The following is a 20,217-nucleotide window of genomic DNA, read 5'->3' as shown; positions in this document are numbered from 1 at the left end:
TTCCTTCAACATATTTAAATCATGAATACATTAAAAATCAATAATGTATCCCTTGTGTACAGCAATGGGTACAAGGCACTTACTGCCTTAAATCTAGAGATCAACAATGGCATATTTGGGTTATTGGGACCCAATGGTGCCGGTAAATCCTCCCTTATGAAAACCATTGTTGGAATGCAAAAACCAACAGAAGGCACTATCCATTTTAATGGTGTGGATGTGGTCAAAAACCCAATTGATATTCAAAAACATCTAGGTTTTTTACCTCAATATTTTGGAGTGTACCCTAAAGTATCCGCTTATAATCTATTGGAACATTTGGCCAAATTGAAAGGTGTCGGCAATGCCAAACAACGGCATGGTCAAATCATGAATTTATTGGAACAAGTGAATTTGACCGATGTTAGGAACAAAACGGTACATACGTTTTCCGGTGGAATGAAACAACGTTTTGGGGTGGCACAAGCGTTATTGGGAAACCCCAAGATTGTAATTGTGGATGAACCCACTGCTGGCTTGGATCCCGAGGAAAGAAACCGCTTCAATATGATGCTCAGTGCCATTGGCGAGGACATCATCGTTATCCTATCGACCCATTTAGTGGAAGACGTGAGAAATTTATGCTCACAGATGGCCATCATTAAAAATGGACAGGTTGTTTCGCAAGGATCGCCGAGAGCCTATCTACGTGAGCTTTCCGGTAAATTATGGAGCAAAGCGGTCACTCAAAAGGAGTTGGAACAAGTGGAATCCAATCATCAGATCATACACAGCCGTTTGGTTGAACGGGTGATGAAGGTTACCGTTTTTTCCGACGATTGCCCTGCCGGTTTTACGCCCACAGACCCTAGTTTGGAACATGCCTACTTTGCCCATTTAAACACTGCTGTACTGTGAGAACCATTTTTTTGAACGACATACACGCCATTGGCAACCAAAAGGCGACTTACATTGTTTTACTGGTTTTGTTGGGTATCGGTTTCATGGCCGGTTTTAAATTCCATATTTCGGTGGGCGATGGGCTGGCTGCCAATGCATCCTATTCAGTGGGGTTTATGATAGGGCTGCTGAGCCTTACCAATATTTTAATCGCGACCATTCTGGCTTTTTCATTGCTGTTCAAGGAACAGGATGCTAATTTCGGTCTGATAGTTTTCTCCACCCCCATCAAGAAGAAAGCATTTGCGCTAGCTCGTTTCTGCTCCTTTTATCTATTTACGCTGTCTGGTTTTTTTATGCTGATCGTAGGTTATGCACTAGGGCTTCATCTTACGGAAGATACCGATTTGATGCCAGGTTTTCGATTGTGGCATTTTGGCTACCCCTTCTTGTTATTCGGGGCTGTGAATGCTTTGGCAGTCTGCAGCATCCTGTTTTTTGTGGCACAAAGATTTAAAACCAAATTATTGGTGGCCATTTCCGGGGTATTGCTCTATGTGCTTTACATGGTCGCCCTTATGTTTTCCAATGCACCGTTCATGGCACAAGCGTTGCCACAATCCATAGGGGTACAATGTGTTTCTGCCTTGGTCGATCTATTTGGGCTTTCCGGATACTTTTTTGAAGCTAGGAACCTTGATGTCCATCAACGGAATAATCAAGTCGTACCGCTAACCAATCTATGGCTCATCAACAGGTCGGCTTTAACACTTTTCTCCTTGGGCGTGGTATATTTTGGGATACGTGCCTTTTCATTCCAACCTCGATTTAAAGGGAAATCAAAAAAAAAGATAAGTAGCGTAAAACGAAGCTATCTGGCGCACTCTTATTACACCGTGTCGACGGTATTCGGAAAAACATCAAAATGGCAAGCAATACTGTCTTTTATGAAAATGGATTCGATCCATGTATTCAAAAGCATTGCTTTTGTGTCCGTATCCCTATTGTTGCTGTTTTATGTCGGTGTGGAAATGTTTGATGATATCAACAAGGGAGTTCGTTTACCACAACTCTATGCCAGTTCCGGTCTTTTGGCACAAACCATCAACAGCACCTTTTTTGCTATGGGAAGTTTGGTCCTGGTTTATTTTGTGAACGATATCTTTTGGAGGAGCGAGGCCAGCGGGTTTTCCATGATCGAGAGAACGACCTTCCATGCGATGGAAAAGCGTGTTGGACATTTGGGAAGTATTATGCTCTTGCTGTTTTCCCTTACTTCACTAATGCTTTTAGAAGCCATTACTTTTCAATGGGTGTTCCGGTTCCCTTTTTTTGATGGGGAAGCCTATTTAGGGGTATTCGTTTTTAACACCCTACCTTTGTTGCTCTTTGCACTTTTCTTACTTTTTATAAATACCATTTGCAACAGTAAATCCATGGCTTTGGGTATTTCCATGATATGTTTTTTACTCCTCGCCACCCCTGTTTCCAAAAGTATAATTGCCAATTCGTTGTTTCGGTTTATCTCCGGCTACCGGGGAACGTACAGCGACTTCTTGGGCTATGGGGCTTACCTATATCCCTTCCTTTGGCGATTGGCCTTTGGCTTTTCGTTGATCGGAGCTGTATTCCTGCTCCACAACCTTGTCAAACTTCGTTCCAACAGATTGGCCACCGGTTTTGGGATTGCCCTATGTGCATGCCTTGCATTGATCAGTAGCATGCAGTACCTGGAAAATCACATTCCCAAAAAGGGAAAGGAGGAATTGGTTGCCGAGCAGGTATCCTATGAAAAAAAGTATAGGAAATATCAACACATACATCAACCCACCATCAAAAAAGTAACTACCCAAATCGATCTATATCCGGAGGAACAATCCTATACGGTTGCAGGGGAATATGTCTTAAAAAACACACACCGTAAACCAATCGATTCCATGTTGATTACTGTTCCCGAAGAAATGGAGATTGTATCCCTTGTTTATGCCTACGGAAATGAAAAAGTCAAAATTGAAAATCACGTATCGGAGTTGATCGTTAATCGGCCCATTCAGCCACAAGATTCCGCAACACTGATGTTTGAAATCGCTTATAAATGGCAGGCCATAAATGGCCACCATCCCTTTAATGCCATTGTTGAAGATGGATCGTTTTTGCGAATCAGCCGATACTTTCCACGATTTGGATACGATGAAGCAAGGGAACTATCCGATGTCCATTTACGAAAAACACATGGTTTGGGAAAATCCACCGAACTGCGGAAACTGGAAGCACTCAAGGAAATAAAGGATGATGCCGTTGATCTTACAATGCAAATTTCCACACCTGAAAATCAAATCGCGATAGGTACCGGGGCATTGACAAAACAGTGGCATGTTGATGGAAGGGGGTATTATGATTACACCGCCAAATCCATTCCGTTCCGTTTTGCACTTTCTTCTGGAGCCTATAAAAGGAAAAGTGTTGAGCATAACAACATCAACATTACGGTATATCATCATCCATTGCACAAAAACAATGTTGAACATCTATTGGAAAACACCAAACTTACCTTGGACTACTGTGCTGAAAATTTTGGTCCCTACCCTTTTAAGTCCATCACGTATTCAGAGGTCTCATCGTTTACCCAGGGTTTTGCCGGGACTGCTTATCCCGGAACCATTTTTATGACTGAGCACATGACGTTCAATGCCAATCTCAACGCCGCGGACAATCAAGATGTAGTGAATGAACTTGCAGGCCACGAGGTTGCCCATTTTTGGTGGGGCACCAATCAGATTGTACCCGACCTCAGGGAAGGGTATTCCATGCTAACGGAAAGTTTGGCCATGTACACCGAAATGATGATCTATAAAAAGATGTACGGAAAGGAAAAAATGAAGGAACGCCTGGCCATACATCAACAAATTTATGATGCAGAAAAAGGCCTCCATGTAAAAAAATCCTTGCTAGAGGTGGCTCCGGGCGATACCTATTTGGCCTACTCCAAAGGAGCTTTGGTATTTGTAAGGTTGAGTGAACTGATCGGGGAACACCAATTGAACAGGGCCTTGAAATCCTTCCTTGAAAAAAACAAGTATCCGAATGCACGTCCGATTTCCTTGGACTTATTGGAGGAGATACTGGCCGTGAGCGATACTGCTGATCATGCACAAATAAAATCACTTTTTGGCCGGAACTAAAGTTGTATCCAGTAGAGTGCAAATAGGAAGTGGCGGCCCTAACGATTTGTATAATTTGTATCCAACGATTAAAACGGTTGGTAGCTACCACCATAGTGTACCATGCTCTCGCCCGAGCTTCTTGCCTTTTCAAAGTAATCTTATCATCTTTACTTTCGCCGTATGGTTATTGGCAGGTATACTGGGGGCATTGCGCTCTATAAAACATGAATAGTTGCATTTAGAGCTGTCCATAAAGGGTTACACTATCACTGGACTTGCCCAAGAACTGCAATCAAATATTTCCTTGTGGATACCCCAAGTCCTCAATTTCAACAGCAATCAAAATGAAATCAATTATAACCCCATAATCTAAATGGGTTCCGGGATTTTCAAAAGTGGAGGGCTGTAATTTCAACGACATAAAAATGATTTAAATCTTCCCACAACCGAACTACCCAACCTAGGTTTATGAAAACTATTGACACTGATCTGTAAACTTAAAAGGGTAGTTATCATTAAATTTTAGTTGTTGTGAAGACATTGTTATACAGACAAGGTCCAAACGCAACCTATTCATAGTGGTTGTTGGTTTTAAGTTCCTTTTATTCGGTTGTACGACAGATGAAATCACAACGTCCCAAGAAATTCCAACTTGTTTATACTCACAATTGCGCATTGGAACATAACGGACAAACAGCAATTTGATGATACTTGGAAAATAACTCCGAGTTAGGATTGGTATATTGCCAAATCTGAAAATTCGAGATCGAATATTTAAGAAAGTTTCCAAGGCTTTGAAGATGCAAAATTAAAGTCCTTTGGTATCATTGCTGTCCCACTCCCTTTTTTAGTGGCATATCATTTTTATATGTTGCAATGTATTCAAGACGCAAAAAGGTTCTGATCAACGAAAGTCGTATCCTTGCCTTTTTGCTTTCAAATAATTGGTTTTAGACTTCAGATAAAGCTTTTTGCTCAAAGATTAATTACTTATTGGTCGCAAATCGGTCAGCAATTCTATTTACAAGGGTTTTTTGTTTTTTGTACACTTATTTGATTTCATTTAAAACCAAATAATAGGTGTGCAATTAGGCGTGCAGGTTCTTAAATTTCAGTGCTTGTTTCTGATTTACAATGACCTATAGTCATAAGGATGGTTCAGTCATAATTATTTTTCGTCAGCCATTTTAATTCACATTTCTTTAGTTACTCAATAACCACAATTTCACAGAATTTTTTAATAGCATTTAGGACTCAAGACTTTCGTGGAGCATGGAGATCAGTTTGGATTTGGTCAATGGTTTGATGATATAATCCGTAACCTCACTGATTGATTTTGCACGCTGCATATCCCGAGGGTCGATTGATGAGGACACCACAAAGATCACCACCTTTTTGCCAATTCTTGGTCTAAAGCGCAAATACTGCTCCAAGAATTGCCAACCATCCATTATGGGCATGGTCAGATCCAACAGAATCACATCGGGAATCTGTTCAATATCATGGAGTGTCGCCTCCAAAAAATCAATGGCTGCCTTTCCATTGGAAAAAAGCTTTATGGAATTGACCAGGTTCAAACTGTTCAAGGTCCTTTGGACTATAAATTGATAGGTATCGTCGTCATCTATCAAGTAAAGTGTATCTATTGTTTTCATAGGGTCATTTGGCATTAAATTTTATAAAAAAAGTGGTCCCCCTTCCTTGTGTGCTCTCCGCATATATCATACCGCCAACGGCTTCAATTTGGGATTTGGTAATGAAGAGCCCAAATCCCTTGGCATCAGGATTATCGTGAAATGTCTTTCGAAGACCGAACAATTTATGGCCTTGGACCTTCATATTGATTCCAAGTCCATTATCGGCAAACTCTAGCCAGGTACTCCCTTCCCTTAGGTAGCTTTTTATCCGTATCTGTAATTTTCTCTTTGGAGACTGATATTTTATGGCGTTGCTGAGCAGGTTTTGAAAAATGCTGTCAAGGTATTTCTTGGGGTACTTTAAGTCCGGCACCTCATTAAAATCATGGTGAACCTCAATGTCTGGATAGAGCACTGCGACGTTCAAAGCTTCCATGGCATTTTCCAAACAGTCCTTGAAACTAAGGTTCACCTTCTCTATATCAGTATCCTGCCTAATTTGCAGGGATTCCACAAGTTCATTGAAGGTTTCATTTAAAAGGTGGACCGGTTTCACCAGTCTTCCTATCAACTCTTTCTGCTCTTCGGAATCATCACTCTCCTGAATCATTGAGGTCAATAACAGTAAATTGGATAGGGGTGCCCGTAGATTGTGGGATACGATAAAACAGAAATCCTCCAATTGTTTGCTTCTGCGCACCAACTCCAGTTCTTGATTCTTTTGTTTGGTAATGTCAAACCGAATGGAGACGTATTGGTAGGGTTTGCCCGAAGCATCGAGATAGGGAACAATCGTTGTGGCGACCCAGTAATAGGATCCATCTTTGGCCCGGTTCCTGATATCGTCGCTCCAAATATTTCCACGGGCTATCGTCTTCCAAAGATTACGGAAAAACTTGGGCTCGTGGTAACCAGAGTTGATAATACGATGGTTTTGACCCAAAAGTTCTTCCCTTGAATATTGTGATATTTCGCAGAACTTGTCGTTGACATAAGTAATGTTCCCCTTGATATCGGTAAAGGCCACGATCGCAGATTTGTCCAAAGCAATCTTTTGCTGTTCCAATTCAGTGAAAATTCCTTCGAGATACTTGAACAATTGTATTTTGTCTGAATTCTCTGAAAGCATATCAAAAAAGTAGATTTAATCCAATTGGGGCAACCTTTAATCCCACAATTTACGAAAATACTTACAAAAAAACCTGTATAAAATACATAGTAGTAGACTTTTACCTATCCATAACTGTATGCAACCCGATATTTGGGAAAGTTTATAGCCTTTCCTAAATTGGGGCTATATGAATTTACAGTTCAGAATGTTGAACAATTAATTTTTGTTTTTAATGAGTGCGTTCGAAATACTCTTAAACAATTTTAAAAGTATACTTTCCGAAGTCAGTTTGATATTAGTCGATCAATTTGTATCCAAAACCAGGGCCATCACATAGGAGGTAGCTCCCATTGAATATTTCGTTGTTGTTCAAAATGGAAAAATGCTCCTTGAGGGAACCTGTACAATTTTGAATTAAATAGCTATCTTTTTCATATTCAAGTTCATAGTACTTCGAGTCTTTTGATTGGGTCAAAAGGTAATTGCCTTTGGCAATACTGGTACTGTCTGGGTACACCCTTCTTTTGACAAATTGATTGTCGGATGAAAATTCAATGAATTCATTAAATTCTAAATTCTTCTTTTCGATAATTTTCCCCGATAAACCCGTATTTATGTATTGAAGCTCAAAAAGTAGGTTACCTTGATTGTCCATACCTTCATCTGAACTATCACAAGATTGATTGATGATTAAAGAAGACAATAGAACAAGTAAGGCTAACTTTTTCATGAAGAAAAGGAATTGATTTAATATCTATAAGATACATTGAAAATCAAATCGTTGCTTGTCTAATAAATGTCTTAATTAGGGGTGTTAAACTCCCATAAGTTTTGCCTCTGAATGTGCCGATTTGAACACGGTACAGGGTTGGGTTAACTGGTCCAAATCAAAAATGTAAAATACTAAAAATCCACTATTTATGTTATAAGGGATTGGTCTGCCACCCTGACTTGAAAATTAAAGAGTTGCACTTTTACAATTGCAACTCTTTTTTAAGTACAAATTCTGCACAAAATCGCGTTTTGGGCAATTTTGTAATACAGGTTATATCTGGAACACTGTTTTAGTTTCGTAGTGAAACCATCCCAATGCCTTCAACTTTCCATTATATTGATAGTACCCCGTTTATCGGCTGATCAATTGCTGATTGCAAAAAAAAATTGATTTTTTCATTAAGAAATTTGTTTGCCTTACGACCATTACCTCATAATCGGACCTTAAAGATTGGGCAAGGTTCTCAGGGTAATCTCAATCACATAATCTCCAATGAGACAACGTTCATTGGGATTTCAATCCAAAATTTGGCCTTTGAATTTCAGTAGCTCATAATTAATGTCCTTACTAATTAACCCATAAATAACAATCTATGAAAAAATTATTTTCGATTAATCTCACTTCAATTTTTATTTTGCTGTTCGCGGTAAGCAATACCGTCACCGCCCAACTTAATTTTTTGCCCCGAGGCAGTCAAGCTGCAACGGTTATCCAACGTGTCGGCATCACCGATATCACAATTTCATATTCAAGACCCAGTGTAAATGGAAGGGAAGTTTGGGGCACTTTGGTTCCTTACGGAATGAACAATCTTGGAGGAACTGCTCCGGAGTCTCCTTGGAGAGCAGGCGCCAATGAAAATACTGTTTTTACCACCACACATGATATTATGATCGAGGGTAAGCCCCTGCCTGCAGGTAAGTATGGTCTTCATATGGTAATTCATGAAAATAACACAGCGACCATCATTTTTTCCAATAATTACTGGTCTTGGGGAAGCTATGCCTATGATCCTACAGAAGATGCCTTACGGGTCGATGTTGAGACCAAAAAAATACCACATGTTGAACAGCTTGCCTACACATTTGAAAATGTCGCGGCAGATTCGGTTGTTGCATCGTTGAACTGGGCCGAAAAACAGGTTCCTTTTAAAATAGGGGTGAATAGCACCCAAATTGTTCTGACCGAAATCCGCCATCAATTGGAGGATGTGGTCGGTTTTAGTAGACAGAGTTGGGAACAGGCCGCCAATTTCGCCCTAAACAATGGGGGAGACCTCGAGGAGGCCCTGGATTGGGTCAACATAGCCATAGAGGGACGCTTTTTTAGCGAGAGAAACTTCAATAATTTACAGATCAAATCGCAGATATTGGAGAAGCAAGGAAAATTAAAGGAGTCGAAAGAACTGATGGAGGAAGCAATACCATTGGGAACCGTAATGCAAGTGCACAATTACGGTAGGCGCTTGACAGCCCAAAACAAGCATGAGGAGGCTCTGGAGATTTTTAAATGGAATGCCAAAAAGCACAAAGGGGTTTGGCCAGTAGATTATGGTTTGGCCAGTGGGTACTCTGGCGTTGGAAACTATAAAAGTGCACTTAAGCACTTGAAAATAGCCAAAGACAAAGCGCCCAATGAATTTGTTAAGAATGCCATAAAGAAAAGCATAACCAAGCTGGAAGAAGATTTGGGTGCCAACTAAGAACAACACAACAAAGCCCAGTTTTAAACTGGGCTTAATTTAATTTTTGTAGTTCCAACAAGATGGCTGTCCATACTTCAATGCATTAGATGTAACAACCCGTTTGAACATAGTTTGATTCGTACAATGTTAAGTCCAACCAAATATAAACTTAAGCGATTCTTATGGAGGCTATTGTTCTCTTTTGTTTTTGGTTGTTTACTGGTTTTAGCGACCCTATTCTTGTCTGAAGAAATTTCCTGGGATCAGTTCAAGAATACCATTTGGAATATCTTGTCAGCGTTGATCAGGGCTTGGCAGTTTTGGGTGTTTATCATGCTGCTAATGGGCATGGTGGAGGCTATTGCATACTTTGTCAACGTGTACAAAAATGGAGGAATTGTAAGGTTGGTCTATCGTTTCACAGGGTTGGTTATCGCACCAGTAGTGGTTTTGATGGTTCTTTTCAACTTGTCCCAATCCTATGTGAACGGAGAGGATTATGAGTACACTTGGAACCATACAGTGGAAAACATTTCGGAATGTGCCAGCAGTGCCTATGAAAACGATTATAAACAACGTGGTATCCATGTTTTTGGTAAGATCGATGACCTAACCTTACGACCTTTGATCCAAAACAATATTGAATGGATTACCCTAGCCCCCTTTATCGGACAAAACCATGTTGAGGGTAGTTTGAACAACTTATCATTGGATCCAAGGCAACGGAATAAGGATTCCATACTTATAGAAAAAATCACGTTGGCCCATAATCGTGGACTTAGCGTTTTTTTAAAACCCCATATCTGGTTATCCGAAGGGGATGGCAAATGGAGATCGGACATCTTTCCAAAAAATGATAATGTGTGGAAATCATGGTCGGCCAATTACCAAGAACACTTGTTGCATTTTGCCAAAATAGCGGAGCAAAATGGAGTTGAGTTGTTATGTGTCGGAACCGAATTAGCCCGTCTCTCTACCCAAAAACCTGACTTTTGGAAACAGTTGATCGCCAAAATCAGAACGGTGTATTCCGGGCAATTGACCTATGCGGCCAACTGGGACCAAGAATATGATATCATATCCTTTTGGGAGGATTTGGATTTCATCGGAATTCAGGCTTATTTCCCTTTGGTTGGAAATGGAAAAACCAACTTAAAGGATATGGAAAATAGTTGGAAAAAGTACTCGAAGAATATAAAAACGGTATCCCAAAAATTCGACAAACCGGTGATTTTCACGGAACTGGGATATAAAAGTACCGAAGATGCTGCTGCCAGACCCTGGAGATGGGTCACGATCTATGATCGATTGTTCACCAAAGTTTCCTTTAAGACCCAAGCCATTGCATACAGGGCATTTTTTAATACCATCTGGAAGGAGGATTGGTTTTATGGGGTCCACATTTGGAAATGGCAAGCAAAAGCGTCCAATGGAATTTTTGAAAAGAATCACGATTTTACCCCGCAAAATAAACCTGCCCAAAATATCATTGCAGCAGGATTTGCCACGAAAATTGAAAAGTGAACTTTCAAGTTAGGAAAGTAAAAATTCCTTATCTCCAAAATCTATGGCCAAACCTTTTTGTTTCTTCTCGGTTTCCGGGAGAATTTCCATGTTATCCCAAATACCGGTGGACAAAGTTTCGGCATAACTTTTTGGCAACCCGTTGTCCAACATCAACTGTTGGGTTGTCCTATAATCATATTGAAAATGATGGTGTGTATATTCCAAACACCCATTGCTATCGTCAAGGATCATGTACCAAACCCTAGGGGTGCCGTCGTTGGCAGGCATACCGATTACTCCTGGATTCAACCAAACACCATTTTGTGATATATTACTAAAGGGCAAACCGCAATGTCCGGCAATAATGATATCACTCGCCGTATCCTTAAACTGTGATTCTTTTTTGGCCAATGGAGTGGACTTGAAGATATATTTGGAAATGTTTCCATAGGAGCCATGGACTACCATAATTGTCTTTTCTCCATAGGTAAATGTCAAATAATCAGGAAGTTCGGCAATCCATTCCATTGAATTGGTGGATAATTGGTTTTTGGCATAGGGATACCACATTTTTGAAAAAATATCGCAACGCCCTCCGGTTTCAAAATCACATCCGCAGTCTTCTTTGTCGTGGGCCAATTGGAACTCCACGTTACCTGCTATGCTATTGGCTCCCCATTTCTTGAACCTTTGGATGGTTTCTTCCGGTTGTGCACAATACCCAACAATGTCGCCAGTGCAGATACAGTTTGAAGGGTCTATTTTTTCACGCTCCGCAATCGAAATCAAGGTTTCCAACGCTTGCAGATTGCTGTAAACACCCCCGAAAAGAAGCATTTTTCCCGTTTTTTTGCCCAAATGCGCTATTTTTTTATCCATAGTGGTAACAAATACATAATTGTACAACTCAATATTCCCCAAAAATTCACCCACAACAAATCTGCATATTTTCCCGAGGAAAAGATCAAACTTTCTGGAAATACATCAAAAACCAACACGATACCAAAGAGAATTCCACTAATGACGCTGAGATAAAAGCTCATTTTTGGCGGTTGTTGCTTCCAAAACATAAAAATTGGGGTTAAACCTATCACCATGGTGCCGCTTATTGTAGTAGCTGATAGAATTTCAGCATTTAAAAAAACAGGAATGGTTCCCAGAATAGCGATCACGATCATGGCCAACCTACCGAAGGAAATACTGTTTCCCAGATTCAGGTCCACTGCCAATAACTTGGAAAAAGAGGAAAATGTGGAGTCCAAGGTGGAAGCAGCGGAAGTGATCATGATCAAGTTGATGATCAACAATGTAAAAATACCAAACGATTTTCCAACCGCGACCGCTGCTTGGCCTGTAAGTCCACTATGTTGGGCATAAATACCTATAATGCTGAACAGTACAATACACAACCCCCCAACTATACTTGCCCAAAGAAAACTTTTCAGGGTAACCTTTGGAGAACTCAAAAAGCCCCGGTCCGTGAGCACAGGGTCATGAAAAGGATAACTGAAGGATTGAAGAACGGCAGCAAGCAACAAATTCAGTCCCGTATCAAAAGACCATGCTCCCGAATTAAGAACGGTCTGGGCGGAAAATGAAATGTCCGCACTAAAAACATTCCACAATATGATGATCAACAAGACGGTGAACAACACCATTTGAACACCATCTGTAAATATGGAACTACTAAGGCCACCTTTCAGCGCATAGGCGAGGGTGAGCACGGTAAAGACCATGATGGACAAGTAATAAGAAGTGGATCCCGTATTTCCAAAATAGGAACCGATGACCATGGTGTTACTCCAGATTTCGTTGAACAGGCGAATAGTGATCAAAACGGAAAATAGGGCAACTGCCCCTTTCCCGAACCGAGAGGTCAGAAAATGATGGATGCTGGTAAAGCCCCCCAATTTTCGCATTCGATAGATAATAATTCCGGCTACGGCAAATGAAAGGTAGTAGGCGGCATAGGCCATACCTCCCACCAAACCAAACTCCAACCCTAAATTAGCCGCATTCGTGATGCTTTTGGCAAAGATCCATGAAATAACCAAAGACCCCATCAGCATAAGGCTGTTCGGGGTCTTCCTGTGGTTTACGGCATTAAAAAATTGATCCGTGTTTTTGGCCATGGGCGAAACAAAAAACAGCGCCATACTGGATATGATTACCAAGGTCCATTGCCAAAATAGTACATCAATCATGAGTAGTGATTTCAATTTTCATCCCACCAAACAGGGATATTGATGCTGTTGCCATCGGTCCGTGAAGCGGCATCCTGATAATTGACACTGTTGAGTGCCTCTTCCTCCGCAGGGTAGGGCATACGGACAGGTATCAAATCGTTGTTCAAACTGGCAGAGAGTGTTTTGAGTTGGGGAAAACCTGTACGGCGATATTCGATCCAACCTTCATATCCATTGATCATGTTCGCAATCCATTTTTGGGTGATTATTTGTTCAATGGATGCATCTCCCCCCGAACCATAAGGTGCGCTGACAGTCAAATAATCGGTAGGGAGTTCCACTTGCCAATATTCAAAGGCTTGGGCAACCCCGGTTTCATAAAGCTGCTGCGCGCTTGCGGTTATCAATCCACGTTCCGCGGCTTCCGCCAGCAAAAAATGCGCTTCCCAGCTCGTCATAAAATTAGCATCCAGATCACCTGTGTTTTCCCTGAAAATGGTTCCGGCCAATGAATAATCTGCCAATGCCACTGTGGTCTGGGATGCATCGATACCGTTCAGCAATCCGTTGAATTCCCCAGAATCACTATTGGAAAATGGTCGAAAAAGAACGGAAATTCTTGGATCGTTCAGGTTTTTTAATTGCTCTTCCATGGTTTCGGACAGCACAAAATTATTAAAGTCCCCGATCCTTAGTCTGGCCAATCGGAAGTTATTGGGCTCCCCATCGGTAAAATTGAAAATGGCATTTTCTGAATTCCCTTGGATATACTTCCCGGAATCATAAATGGTCTGCAATTTGGTTGAAACATCCAATTTATTGGAAATTCGGAGCAGTGCTTTTATCTTTAGTGAGTTGGCAAAACGAATCCAACCTTGTAAATCTCCGCTAAAAAGAATATCACCCTCCAAAGCAATACTTCCTGTATAGTTTTCCAATGCAGCAATGCCCTTGTCCAAGTTATCCAGGATTCCCTCTTCACCCGTATATATCAGTTCTTGATCGTCATATTTTGGGGTAACCGTGCCATTTTTCCCCTGAAAAGCTTCAAAATAGGGGACATCACCGAACAAGTCCGTCAAGGCTGCTGCCATGTACGCTTTCATGATTCTGGCAGGACCTTCATAAACCGAAAGGGTTTCATTCTGTAGGGAAAGCTGTAAAATGGTTTCATTGTCCCTTAGGTTTTGATAAAAAATGGGCCATGGATTTCCGCCCAATTGGGGCGACTTCAGATCATGCCGATCAAAAAGATTAAAATCGAGGGCCGTGGTATACTGTCCCAACAGGTTGCCCGCGGTGAATCCTTCGTAAGACATTTGCTCTCCATAATCATAAATTACCTGACGTAGCAGCAGGCTGGGTTGCACGGATAAGGGTTGGTTGGGATTGGTGTTGATTTCTTCAAAGTCTTTTGTGCAAGAAACCAGCAATACCGTGATCAGTACTATATAAATGTTTTTCATCTTTTTCACTTTAAAAATTAAACCCTGCTTTAATTCCAATACTACGGGAAGTTGCGTAGGACAGGTCTTCGACCCCTCCAACAAAAGTGTTGCCTTGAACGGCAAACTGCTCTGGATCAAAATGCGGGTTTTCGGTAATGGCAAATAGGTTTCTTCCGATGAGGGACAGTCTCAAACTTGCGCTTGACCCCAACAAAGGGAAACGATCGAACGTATAACCAACCGACAATTGTCTCAATTTTAGAAATGAAGCATCATAGATATTGTTCTCTTCATGGTTGCGGTCATAATATTGGCGGTAATAGCTTTCTGCAGAAACTGCAACGGTATTAGCCTCATAAACCGGGCTGGATTCTGTTCCCACATTGACCACCCCTTGGGGTACAATCCCTTCTACTGGACGAAAGGCCGTTTCTGCCAATTGCCCTCCCACATTACCCAAGGACCTGGTCCGGGAAACGATGATACCGCCTTGTCGCCAATCCAATAGAAAGCCCAAGTCCCAATTTTTGTATCGGAATTGGTTGTTGAACCCTAAAATAAAGTCTGGGTTATAGTTGCCCAGTTTTTTGAGGTTGTTGTCCGGGATGAACCGGCCTTCCTCCGTTAGGATAAAATCGCCATTTTCATTTTTGAGGTAACCCGTGCCATACAAATCCCCAATTCGGCCTCCTTCTTCCACCTGTATGAAAACGGTTTGATTTTGGCTGTCATAAATTCTTGAGAAAGCCAATGTCAAGCGTCCTGCCTCTTGGGGCAAATCCTCTACGGTAGCCCGGTTCCTGCTAAAATTGAATGTACTGTTCCAACTAAAGTTTTCATTGCTGAAGGGTGTAATACCTGCAATGATTTCCACTCCTTTGGACCTGACTTTACCGCCATTTACAACCTGTTGGGTATATCCGGATGATATACCTATCGGGAGTGAAATGATTTGATCTTTTGTAACAGCATTGTAATAGGAAACATCAAAATTGAGACGATCGCCAAAAAAACGGACGTCTGCCCCCACTTCAAAAGAAGAGGTTTGTTCGGGTTTCAGGTTTGGGTTGGCAATTATCTCCTGCTCACTAAATGTGGGTTGTCCATTATAAGGGGTACGAGCCACAAAAGCCCCCGAGGTTTGGTATGGATCGGTATCATTTCCCACTTGCGCCCAACTGGCCCGAAGTTTTGCAAAAGAAATGGCCTTGGGTAAATCCATGACATTGGACAGGATGAAACTTGAAGAAACGGATGGATAAAAGAAGGAGGCATTATCCACAGAAAAGGGTGTGGCCAAGGCACTGGACCAATCATTCCGTCCGGTAATGTCCAAGAATAGAAAATCCTTGTAGCCAAATTTGGCCAATCCATAAAAGCTATTGATGCGTTTGTTGGACTCAAACTCAAACACCTCAATAGGGGAGGCCGCATTGGACAATCTAAAAATTCCCGGTTGTGCCAAACTGGTGGTCTGGGATTGTGAGGTAATCGCTTTTTGATCCAAACGATTTCCGCCAAGGGAAACATCGACATTTATGTTCCCAAAGGTGTTTTTATAGTTGAGTAAAAAGTCGGTATTGATTTCCCGATAAAATACGTCATGTTCGGCATAGGCCCCGTTCGCAAATCTGTTGGAACTGAAGGAACGCCTAAATTGCCGGAGCTCGTTGGAATAATCCATTCCTGTTCTGAGCGTTGCGGAAAGGTGGTCGGAAATGTCATAGGAAGCAGAGACATTTCCAAATACCCTATCACGGTTAAAGGAGTTTCTGTTTTCATACAGGATAAAGAAAGGATTGTCAAAGAAGGTGTAATTGAAGGAATACTGTTGTAGTCCTTCCAACCCCGGTTGCCAATAATCCCTCAGACTGTCAATATTGAGTGAGCGAGGGCCCCAGGCCACCAAAGAATAGTTCACATTTTCAGAACCATACCCGTTGGAGGGTCTGTTGTCACTATTGGAATTTACATAACTAATGGACGAATTGATGCGCAACCGATCTACCGGTTCAAATGTTAACCGCGTAGCAATGGTCTGTCGGTCTAGATTAACCCCTGGGATGATCGACTCACTTCGCAAATCGGTGAAGGAAAGTCTGAGATTTCCTTTATTGAACCCGGAGGAGATGGCCAGATTATTGATGAAAGTGGTTCCGGTTTTATAAAAATCCTTAAGGTTGTCGGGGTGTGATCTAAACTCGGTTGGTTCAATGGGAAGCCCATTATATAGTGAGGTATCGCCCCCTCTTACCACGGTGCCATCTGCCAAGGTCACAGGACTATCAAACTGGGGGATGAGGTTCCCGACATCCAATCGTGGTCCCCAACTATAGGTGATGTTGTCACTGACTCCGCCGCCAAGACCATCCACATATTCAAAAGCTCCGGATTGACCTTGACCGTATTCATTCTGGAAATCGGGCAATTTAAAGGCCGAATCCACAAAAAAACTGGTATTGTAACTTATGCCCAACCCTTTTGTGTTTTTTCCACTTTTTGTTTCAATGACAATGACCCCGTTGGAGGCCCTTGTTCCGTAGAGTGCCGCCGCACTTGGACCTTTTAGTACTGAAACTTCGGCTATGTCATCAGGGTTTACTTCCATGGCCCCGTTTCCAAAATCCACCTCCTGAAATCCGGCCGCAGCTTCGTTGGTGAAATTGAAAACCGAGTTGTTGTTTATGGGGACTCCATCCACTACGAACAATGGATTATTATTGGAAAAGGAAGCTTCGCCCCTAATGCTTATGCGAGAAGTGGATCCCACCCCAGTGGGACCTTGGCTAATGGTAACCCCGGCCAATTTGCCGGCCAAGTTGTCCAAGAAATTCACAGATTTGACTTCCGTGATTTCCTGGGCATCAATACTTTGTACCACATATCCGAGCTCTTTGGTTTCGCGTTTCAAGCCCAATGCAGTCAGTACAACTTCATCCAATTCTTCCGAATCTTCGATCATTTGTACATCGATTGTTGTTCTATTTCCAATGGTTATGACTTGGGTTTGGTAGCCCAAAGAGGAAAATTGCAGCATTCCCCCATCATTTGATAGGGTGATACTATAGTTTCCCGATTCGTTTGTTATTGCCCCTATTTCTGTATCTAAAACGGTAATGTTAACATAGGGAATCGGGTTTTTGTTGACATCTGTCACCGTCCCGACAACGGTTTTTTGCGCATGTACGTATGCTGTAGCCAGCAACGCAATGGCGAATGCAATTTTTTTCATTCAGTTATTGTAATGATTGTTATGATGGGAGATCTTTCCCGTTGGTTTCTAAAATCTGGTTAAAGGTTTAGAAACGGCGAACCTTTGTTGTAGTGGAATGCAGGAAAGGATTGTGATCTAAAAACAACCTTTTTTAGGCTCAACCTGCGTTTTCCCACTCTAAGTCGATTCAATATCCTTACAATGGCAAAAGGAATTTCTTTGTGATGTTCCAGTAGCTGATTAATGTCTTCTACCGAATCGATGTCATGTAGCCAAGGGAGTAAATGAATACTGGAACCCAGATTGTGCAATACCCCAAGAATTTTACGGAACAGGCCAAACTGTTGCCAGGGAAGTCTTATAAAAAGCTCGGCGCTGAATTTGGAGCGGTGCAATCCCATTACGTAGAACCCGCCATCAGAGCTGGGACCCAAAACGATTTTCCCTTTTTGCAGCTGTCTGTAAACTTCCAGTAAATGGGATGATTTTAACTGGGGGCTGTCGTTTCCAATGGCTATGACATTGTCAAAACCTTTATCGTAAATAGATTGGATGGCATTGGCAAAACGTTCTCCGAAACTAGCTCCCTGTTGCTCTTTTTCTGAAAAGTGATAAAAAGGAAGCCCGGTTTTTTTTACCGTACGCAAAGTGTGCGAGGTAAGTTCTTCGAAAAGTTTGGACTCGTGTATTGATTTCTTCCTGCTAATTTCTTCTTCTGCAGAATTTGCAAAAATCAATATGGCCGTGTCTCTAAAAGTCATGTTACCTGGTTGCATCACATACAATAAGTCAGGAAAACGGTAAAAACTTACATGAAATGGCATCAATTAGGTAAAGAAAGTCCACCATATTCATCCACCAATATTCATTTTATTTTAGGGATTTTTGAACAGTTTCCTGGGCATTATTGAAGTTGAGTTCCTGTAATTGGTCAGTATGGATGCCGAATAGAAAGGCCGATGGAAATTGCTCCCCATCGGCCTTTGCAAAACATGGTTATTTAGTTTTTGAAAACGTATCAATCCAAATCCCAGAACAATGGACTGTCCAAGGTATCGCCATTGCTCAATTTTGAAACAGCCGCGGCTCTATTGGCACTGTTCAAGGTTTGAAGGGACACTGGGTACCTCAATCTTTTGGGTAGATCATCAATGTCGACCCCAGCAATGAACGTATAGCTACTTTCTCCTGCAAATCCAGCTTGGATACTCGGCAAGGTATAGGTCTGGTTCGGTAAAAACAGAAAATCGGGGAAACCGGTTCTTCTGTATTCGGCCCATGCTTGGTGGGACTGCATATATAGCGCTATGTATTTTTGGGTGAGCACATTGGCTTCCGATGCGGGCGGTAGGTTCGCCATATAGTTGTCAACAAGATTTTGCGGTGCCCCCCATTTTTCCATTGATGCCCGTACACCGGCTTCGTATGCTTCCTGTGAAAAGCCTTGGTATTCGGAGATTAGGAAGGCAACCTCCGCATATTCCATTAAAACTTCACCGAAATCGGGTCGAATGACCTTGCTGCTGGCAAACGAATAAGTGGTGAATGGAAGGGAGTTTACATTTTGATAAGCATAAGGTACTCCAATATAATCATCCGGGTTTTCACTTCGACCATAAGAATTTTCCTGTATACTTTCAATGGATGCTCCAATAGGCGCGGCCATTTCAAACAGCCTAGGATCCATAGGGAAAGTCCCAGCGTTTCCTTTCAAAATATCAATAAATGGTGCAGCTACAGCAAAATCCGTTCTACCAATAAAGGCATTCCACCAAGGAGCTGCATTTACATCGGCTGTCTCGTACTGTTGAACGGCATTGTCATCATTGGAAGTAAAGACGCCATCCGCCAAAGCAGTATCAATGGCACTGGACGCGGTGGATGGGTCTACTTCCATGAGGTACGTGGCAACCCTTAAGATCAATGAGTTGGCAAATTTCTTCCATTTGGAGGCATCGCCATTGTAAATATTGTCCCCAGAAGTGAATACTGGTTTGGATTCGTCCAACATATCCGCCGCTTGTCGTAGTTCATTCAGGATATCCCTATAAATCTTTTCTTGGTCTGCCAAAACAGGGGATAGGACATTGTCGATTTGAAGGGCTTGAAAATCCTCATCATCCGAACCAAAAGAGTAATAGGGCACATCTCCAAAGGTATTGGTCAGTTGATGAAATAAATAGGACAACATGATCCGTGCGGCGGCAATTTGGTTGTCATTATCACCGACTGCTGCTGCCAATTCCCTTGTTTCCTCGTCAAGGTTTAATTCGATGATGCTTTTAAGGTCGGTAGCAACCCTATAACTATTGGTGTAAATGGATTCAGAAGAAGTTTCCCGATAAAGGTATCTGTCCTCATCGGCATAACTGTTTTGTCCCCAATATTCCACCCAATTTAAAGTTAAACGACCGGAATTAAAGGCACTTCGGCTAAAATCCATGAACTCTTTGGTTGCACTGTTGAAAATAGTGTTGGTAGGCACAATCTCCGGATCGTTGGGATTGATGTTGATCTCGTCCAGGGAATCATTGTCGCAAGAGGATATGAGCATCGCAACAAATGTCATTCCCATTAGAATATGGGTTTTAATGATATTTTTCATTATAGTTG

General features: G+C 41.8%; 14 protein-coding genes. 4 read left to right on the top strand and 10 right to left on the bottom strand.

The window, feature by feature from the left end; translation table 11 throughout:
* Positions 1–21: 21 nt before the first annotated feature.
* The gene (locus tag EO131_RS05615; protein WP_127019748.1) at positions 22–897 is read left to right on the top strand and encodes an ABC transporter ATP-binding protein; all 876 of its coding nucleotides are present in this window, start codon (positions 22–24) and stop codon (positions 895–897) included.
* Complete coding sequence (locus tag EO131_RS05610) at positions 894–4,061, top strand: ABC transporter permease/M1 family aminopeptidase (protein WP_127019746.1); 3,168 nt, start codon at positions 894–896, stop codon at positions 4,059–4,061. The genes EO131_RS05615 and EO131_RS05610 overlap by 4 nt, the downstream gene beginning before the upstream one ends.
* A gap of 274 nt (positions 4,062–4,335) precedes the next feature.
* On the opposite strand, the gene EO131_RS17375 is transcribed toward EO131_RS05610, so the two are convergent.
* The 4 genes from EO131_RS17375 to EO131_RS05595 form a co-directional block, all read right to left on the bottom strand.
* Positions 4,336–4,464, bottom strand: coding sequence for a hypothetical protein (locus tag EO131_RS17375; RefSeq protein WP_262707780.1), 129 nt, complete (start codon positions 4,462–4,464; stop codon positions 4,336–4,338).
* 826 nt (positions 4,465–5,290) lie between these two features.
* Positions 5,291–5,698, bottom strand: coding sequence for a response regulator (locus tag EO131_RS05605; protein WP_127019744.1), 408 nt, complete (start codon positions 5,696–5,698; stop codon positions 5,291–5,293).
* 4 nt (positions 5,699–5,702) lie between these two features.
* On the bottom strand, positions 5,703–6,809 hold the full coding sequence (locus EO131_RS05600; protein ID WP_127019742.1) for a PAS domain-containing sensor histidine kinase: 1,107 nt from the start codon (positions 6,807–6,809) through the stop codon (positions 5,703–5,705).
* 277 nt (positions 6,810–7,086) lie between these two features.
* Positions 7,087–7,521, bottom strand: coding sequence for a hypothetical protein (locus tag EO131_RS05595; protein ID WP_127019740.1), 435 nt, complete (start codon positions 7,519–7,521; stop codon positions 7,087–7,089).
* Between the two features lie 637 nt (positions 7,522–8,158).
* On the opposite strand from EO131_RS05595, the gene EO131_RS05590 reads away from it, so the two are divergent.
* Together EO131_RS05590 and EO131_RS05585 are read left to right on the top strand one after the other, a co-directional pair.
* On the top strand, positions 8,159–9,268 hold the full coding sequence (locus tag EO131_RS05590; protein ID WP_127019738.1) for a DUF2911 domain-containing protein: 1,110 nt from the start codon (positions 8,159–8,161) through the stop codon (positions 9,266–9,268).
* 273 nt (positions 9,269–9,541) lie between these two features.
* Entirely contained in the window at positions 9,542–10,774 is a 1,233-nt protein-coding gene (locus EO131_RS05585; protein WP_127019736.1) for a glycoside hydrolase family 113, read from the top strand.
* Positions 10,775–10,783: 9 nt separating this feature from the next.
* Here EO131_RS05585 and EO131_RS05580 read toward each other — a convergent pair whose 3' ends face one another.
* From EO131_RS05580 to EO131_RS05555, 6 genes are all read right to left on the bottom strand, one after another.
* Positions 10,784–11,635, bottom strand: a complete 852-nt coding sequence (locus EO131_RS05580; RefSeq protein ID WP_127019734.1) for a metallophosphoesterase family protein — start codon at positions 11,633–11,635, stop codon at positions 10,784–10,786.
* The gene (locus EO131_RS05575; RefSeq protein WP_127020076.1) at positions 11,620–12,957 is read right to left on the bottom strand and encodes an SLC5/6 family protein; all 1,338 of its coding nucleotides are present in this window, start codon (positions 12,955–12,957) and stop codon (positions 11,620–11,622) included. The genes EO131_RS05580 and EO131_RS05575 overlap by 16 nt, the downstream gene beginning before the upstream one ends.
* A 14-nt stretch (positions 12,958–12,971) precedes the next feature.
* A complete protein-coding gene (locus tag EO131_RS05570; protein ID WP_127019732.1) occupies positions 12,972–14,408 on the bottom strand; it encodes a SusD/RagB family nutrient-binding outer membrane lipoprotein in 1,437 nt (478 codons plus the stop codon).
* Between the two features lie 10 nt (positions 14,409–14,418).
* Positions 14,419–17,622, bottom strand: coding sequence for a SusC/RagA family TonB-linked outer membrane protein (locus EO131_RS05565; RefSeq protein ID WP_127019730.1), 3,204 nt, complete (start codon positions 17,620–17,622; stop codon positions 14,419–14,421).
* A 59-nt stretch (positions 17,623–17,681) separates the two neighbouring features.
* A complete protein-coding gene (locus tag EO131_RS05560; RefSeq protein ID WP_164731620.1) occupies positions 17,682–18,365 on the bottom strand; it encodes a TIGR04282 family arsenosugar biosynthesis glycosyltransferase in 684 nt (227 codons plus the stop codon).
* Positions 18,366–18,622: 257 nt separating this feature from the next.
* Complete coding sequence (locus EO131_RS05555; RefSeq protein ID WP_127019726.1) at positions 18,623–20,209, bottom strand: SusD/RagB family nutrient-binding outer membrane lipoprotein; 1,587 nt, start codon at positions 20,207–20,209, stop codon at positions 18,623–18,625.
* Between the last annotated feature and the right edge of the window lie 8 nt (positions 20,210–20,217).

The sequence above is a fragment of the Flagellimonas beolgyonensis genome, assembly GCF_003992615.1.
Classification (GTDB): Bacteria; Bacteroidota; Bacteroidia; order Flavobacteriales; family Flavobacteriaceae; genus Flagellimonas; species Flagellimonas beolgyonensis.
This window is presented reverse-complemented; position numbering and strand designations above follow the sequence as displayed.

Bases quoted from the DNA above. Each gene is read 5' to 3' on its own strand.
- EO131_RS05565 (WP_127019730.1), bottom strand. From the start codon at position 17,622: ATGAAAAAAATTGCATTCGCCATTGCGTTGCTGGCTACAGCATACGTA.
- EO131_RS05580 (WP_127019734.1), bottom strand. From the start codon at position 11,635: ATGGATAAAAAAATAGCGCATTTGGGCAAAAAAACGGGAAAAATGCTT.
- EO131_RS05600 (WP_127019742.1), bottom strand. From the start codon at position 6,809: ATGCTTTCAGAGAATTCAGACAAAATACAATTGTTCAAGTATCTCGAA.
- EO131_RS05555 (WP_127019726.1), bottom strand. From the start codon at position 20,209: ATGAAAAATATCATTAAAACCCATATTCTAATGGGAATGACATTTGTT.
- EO131_RS05590 (WP_127019738.1), top strand. From the start codon at position 8,159: ATGAAAAAATTATTTTCGATTAATCTCACTTCAATTTTTATTTTGCTG.
- EO131_RS05570 (WP_127019732.1), bottom strand. From the start codon at position 14,408: ATGAAAAACATTTATATAGTACTGATCACGGTATTGCTGGTTTCTTGC.
- EO131_RS05595 (WP_127019740.1), bottom strand. From the start codon at position 7,521: ATGAAAAAGTTAGCCTTACTTGTTCTATTGTCTTCTTTAATCATCAAT.
- EO131_RS17375 (WP_262707780.1), bottom strand. From the start codon at position 4,464: ATGTCGTTGAAATTACAGCCCTCCACTTTTGAAAATCCCGGAACCCAT.
- EO131_RS05615 (WP_127019748.1), top strand. From the start codon at position 22: ATGAATACATTAAAAATCAATAATGTATCCCTTGTGTACAGCAATGGG.
- EO131_RS05605 (WP_127019744.1), bottom strand. From the start codon at position 5,698: ATGAAAACAATAGATACACTTTACTTGATAGATGACGACGATACCTAT.
- EO131_RS05560 (WP_164731620.1), bottom strand. From the start codon at position 18,365: ATGACTTTTAGAGACACGGCCATATTGATTTTTGCAAATTCTGCAGAA.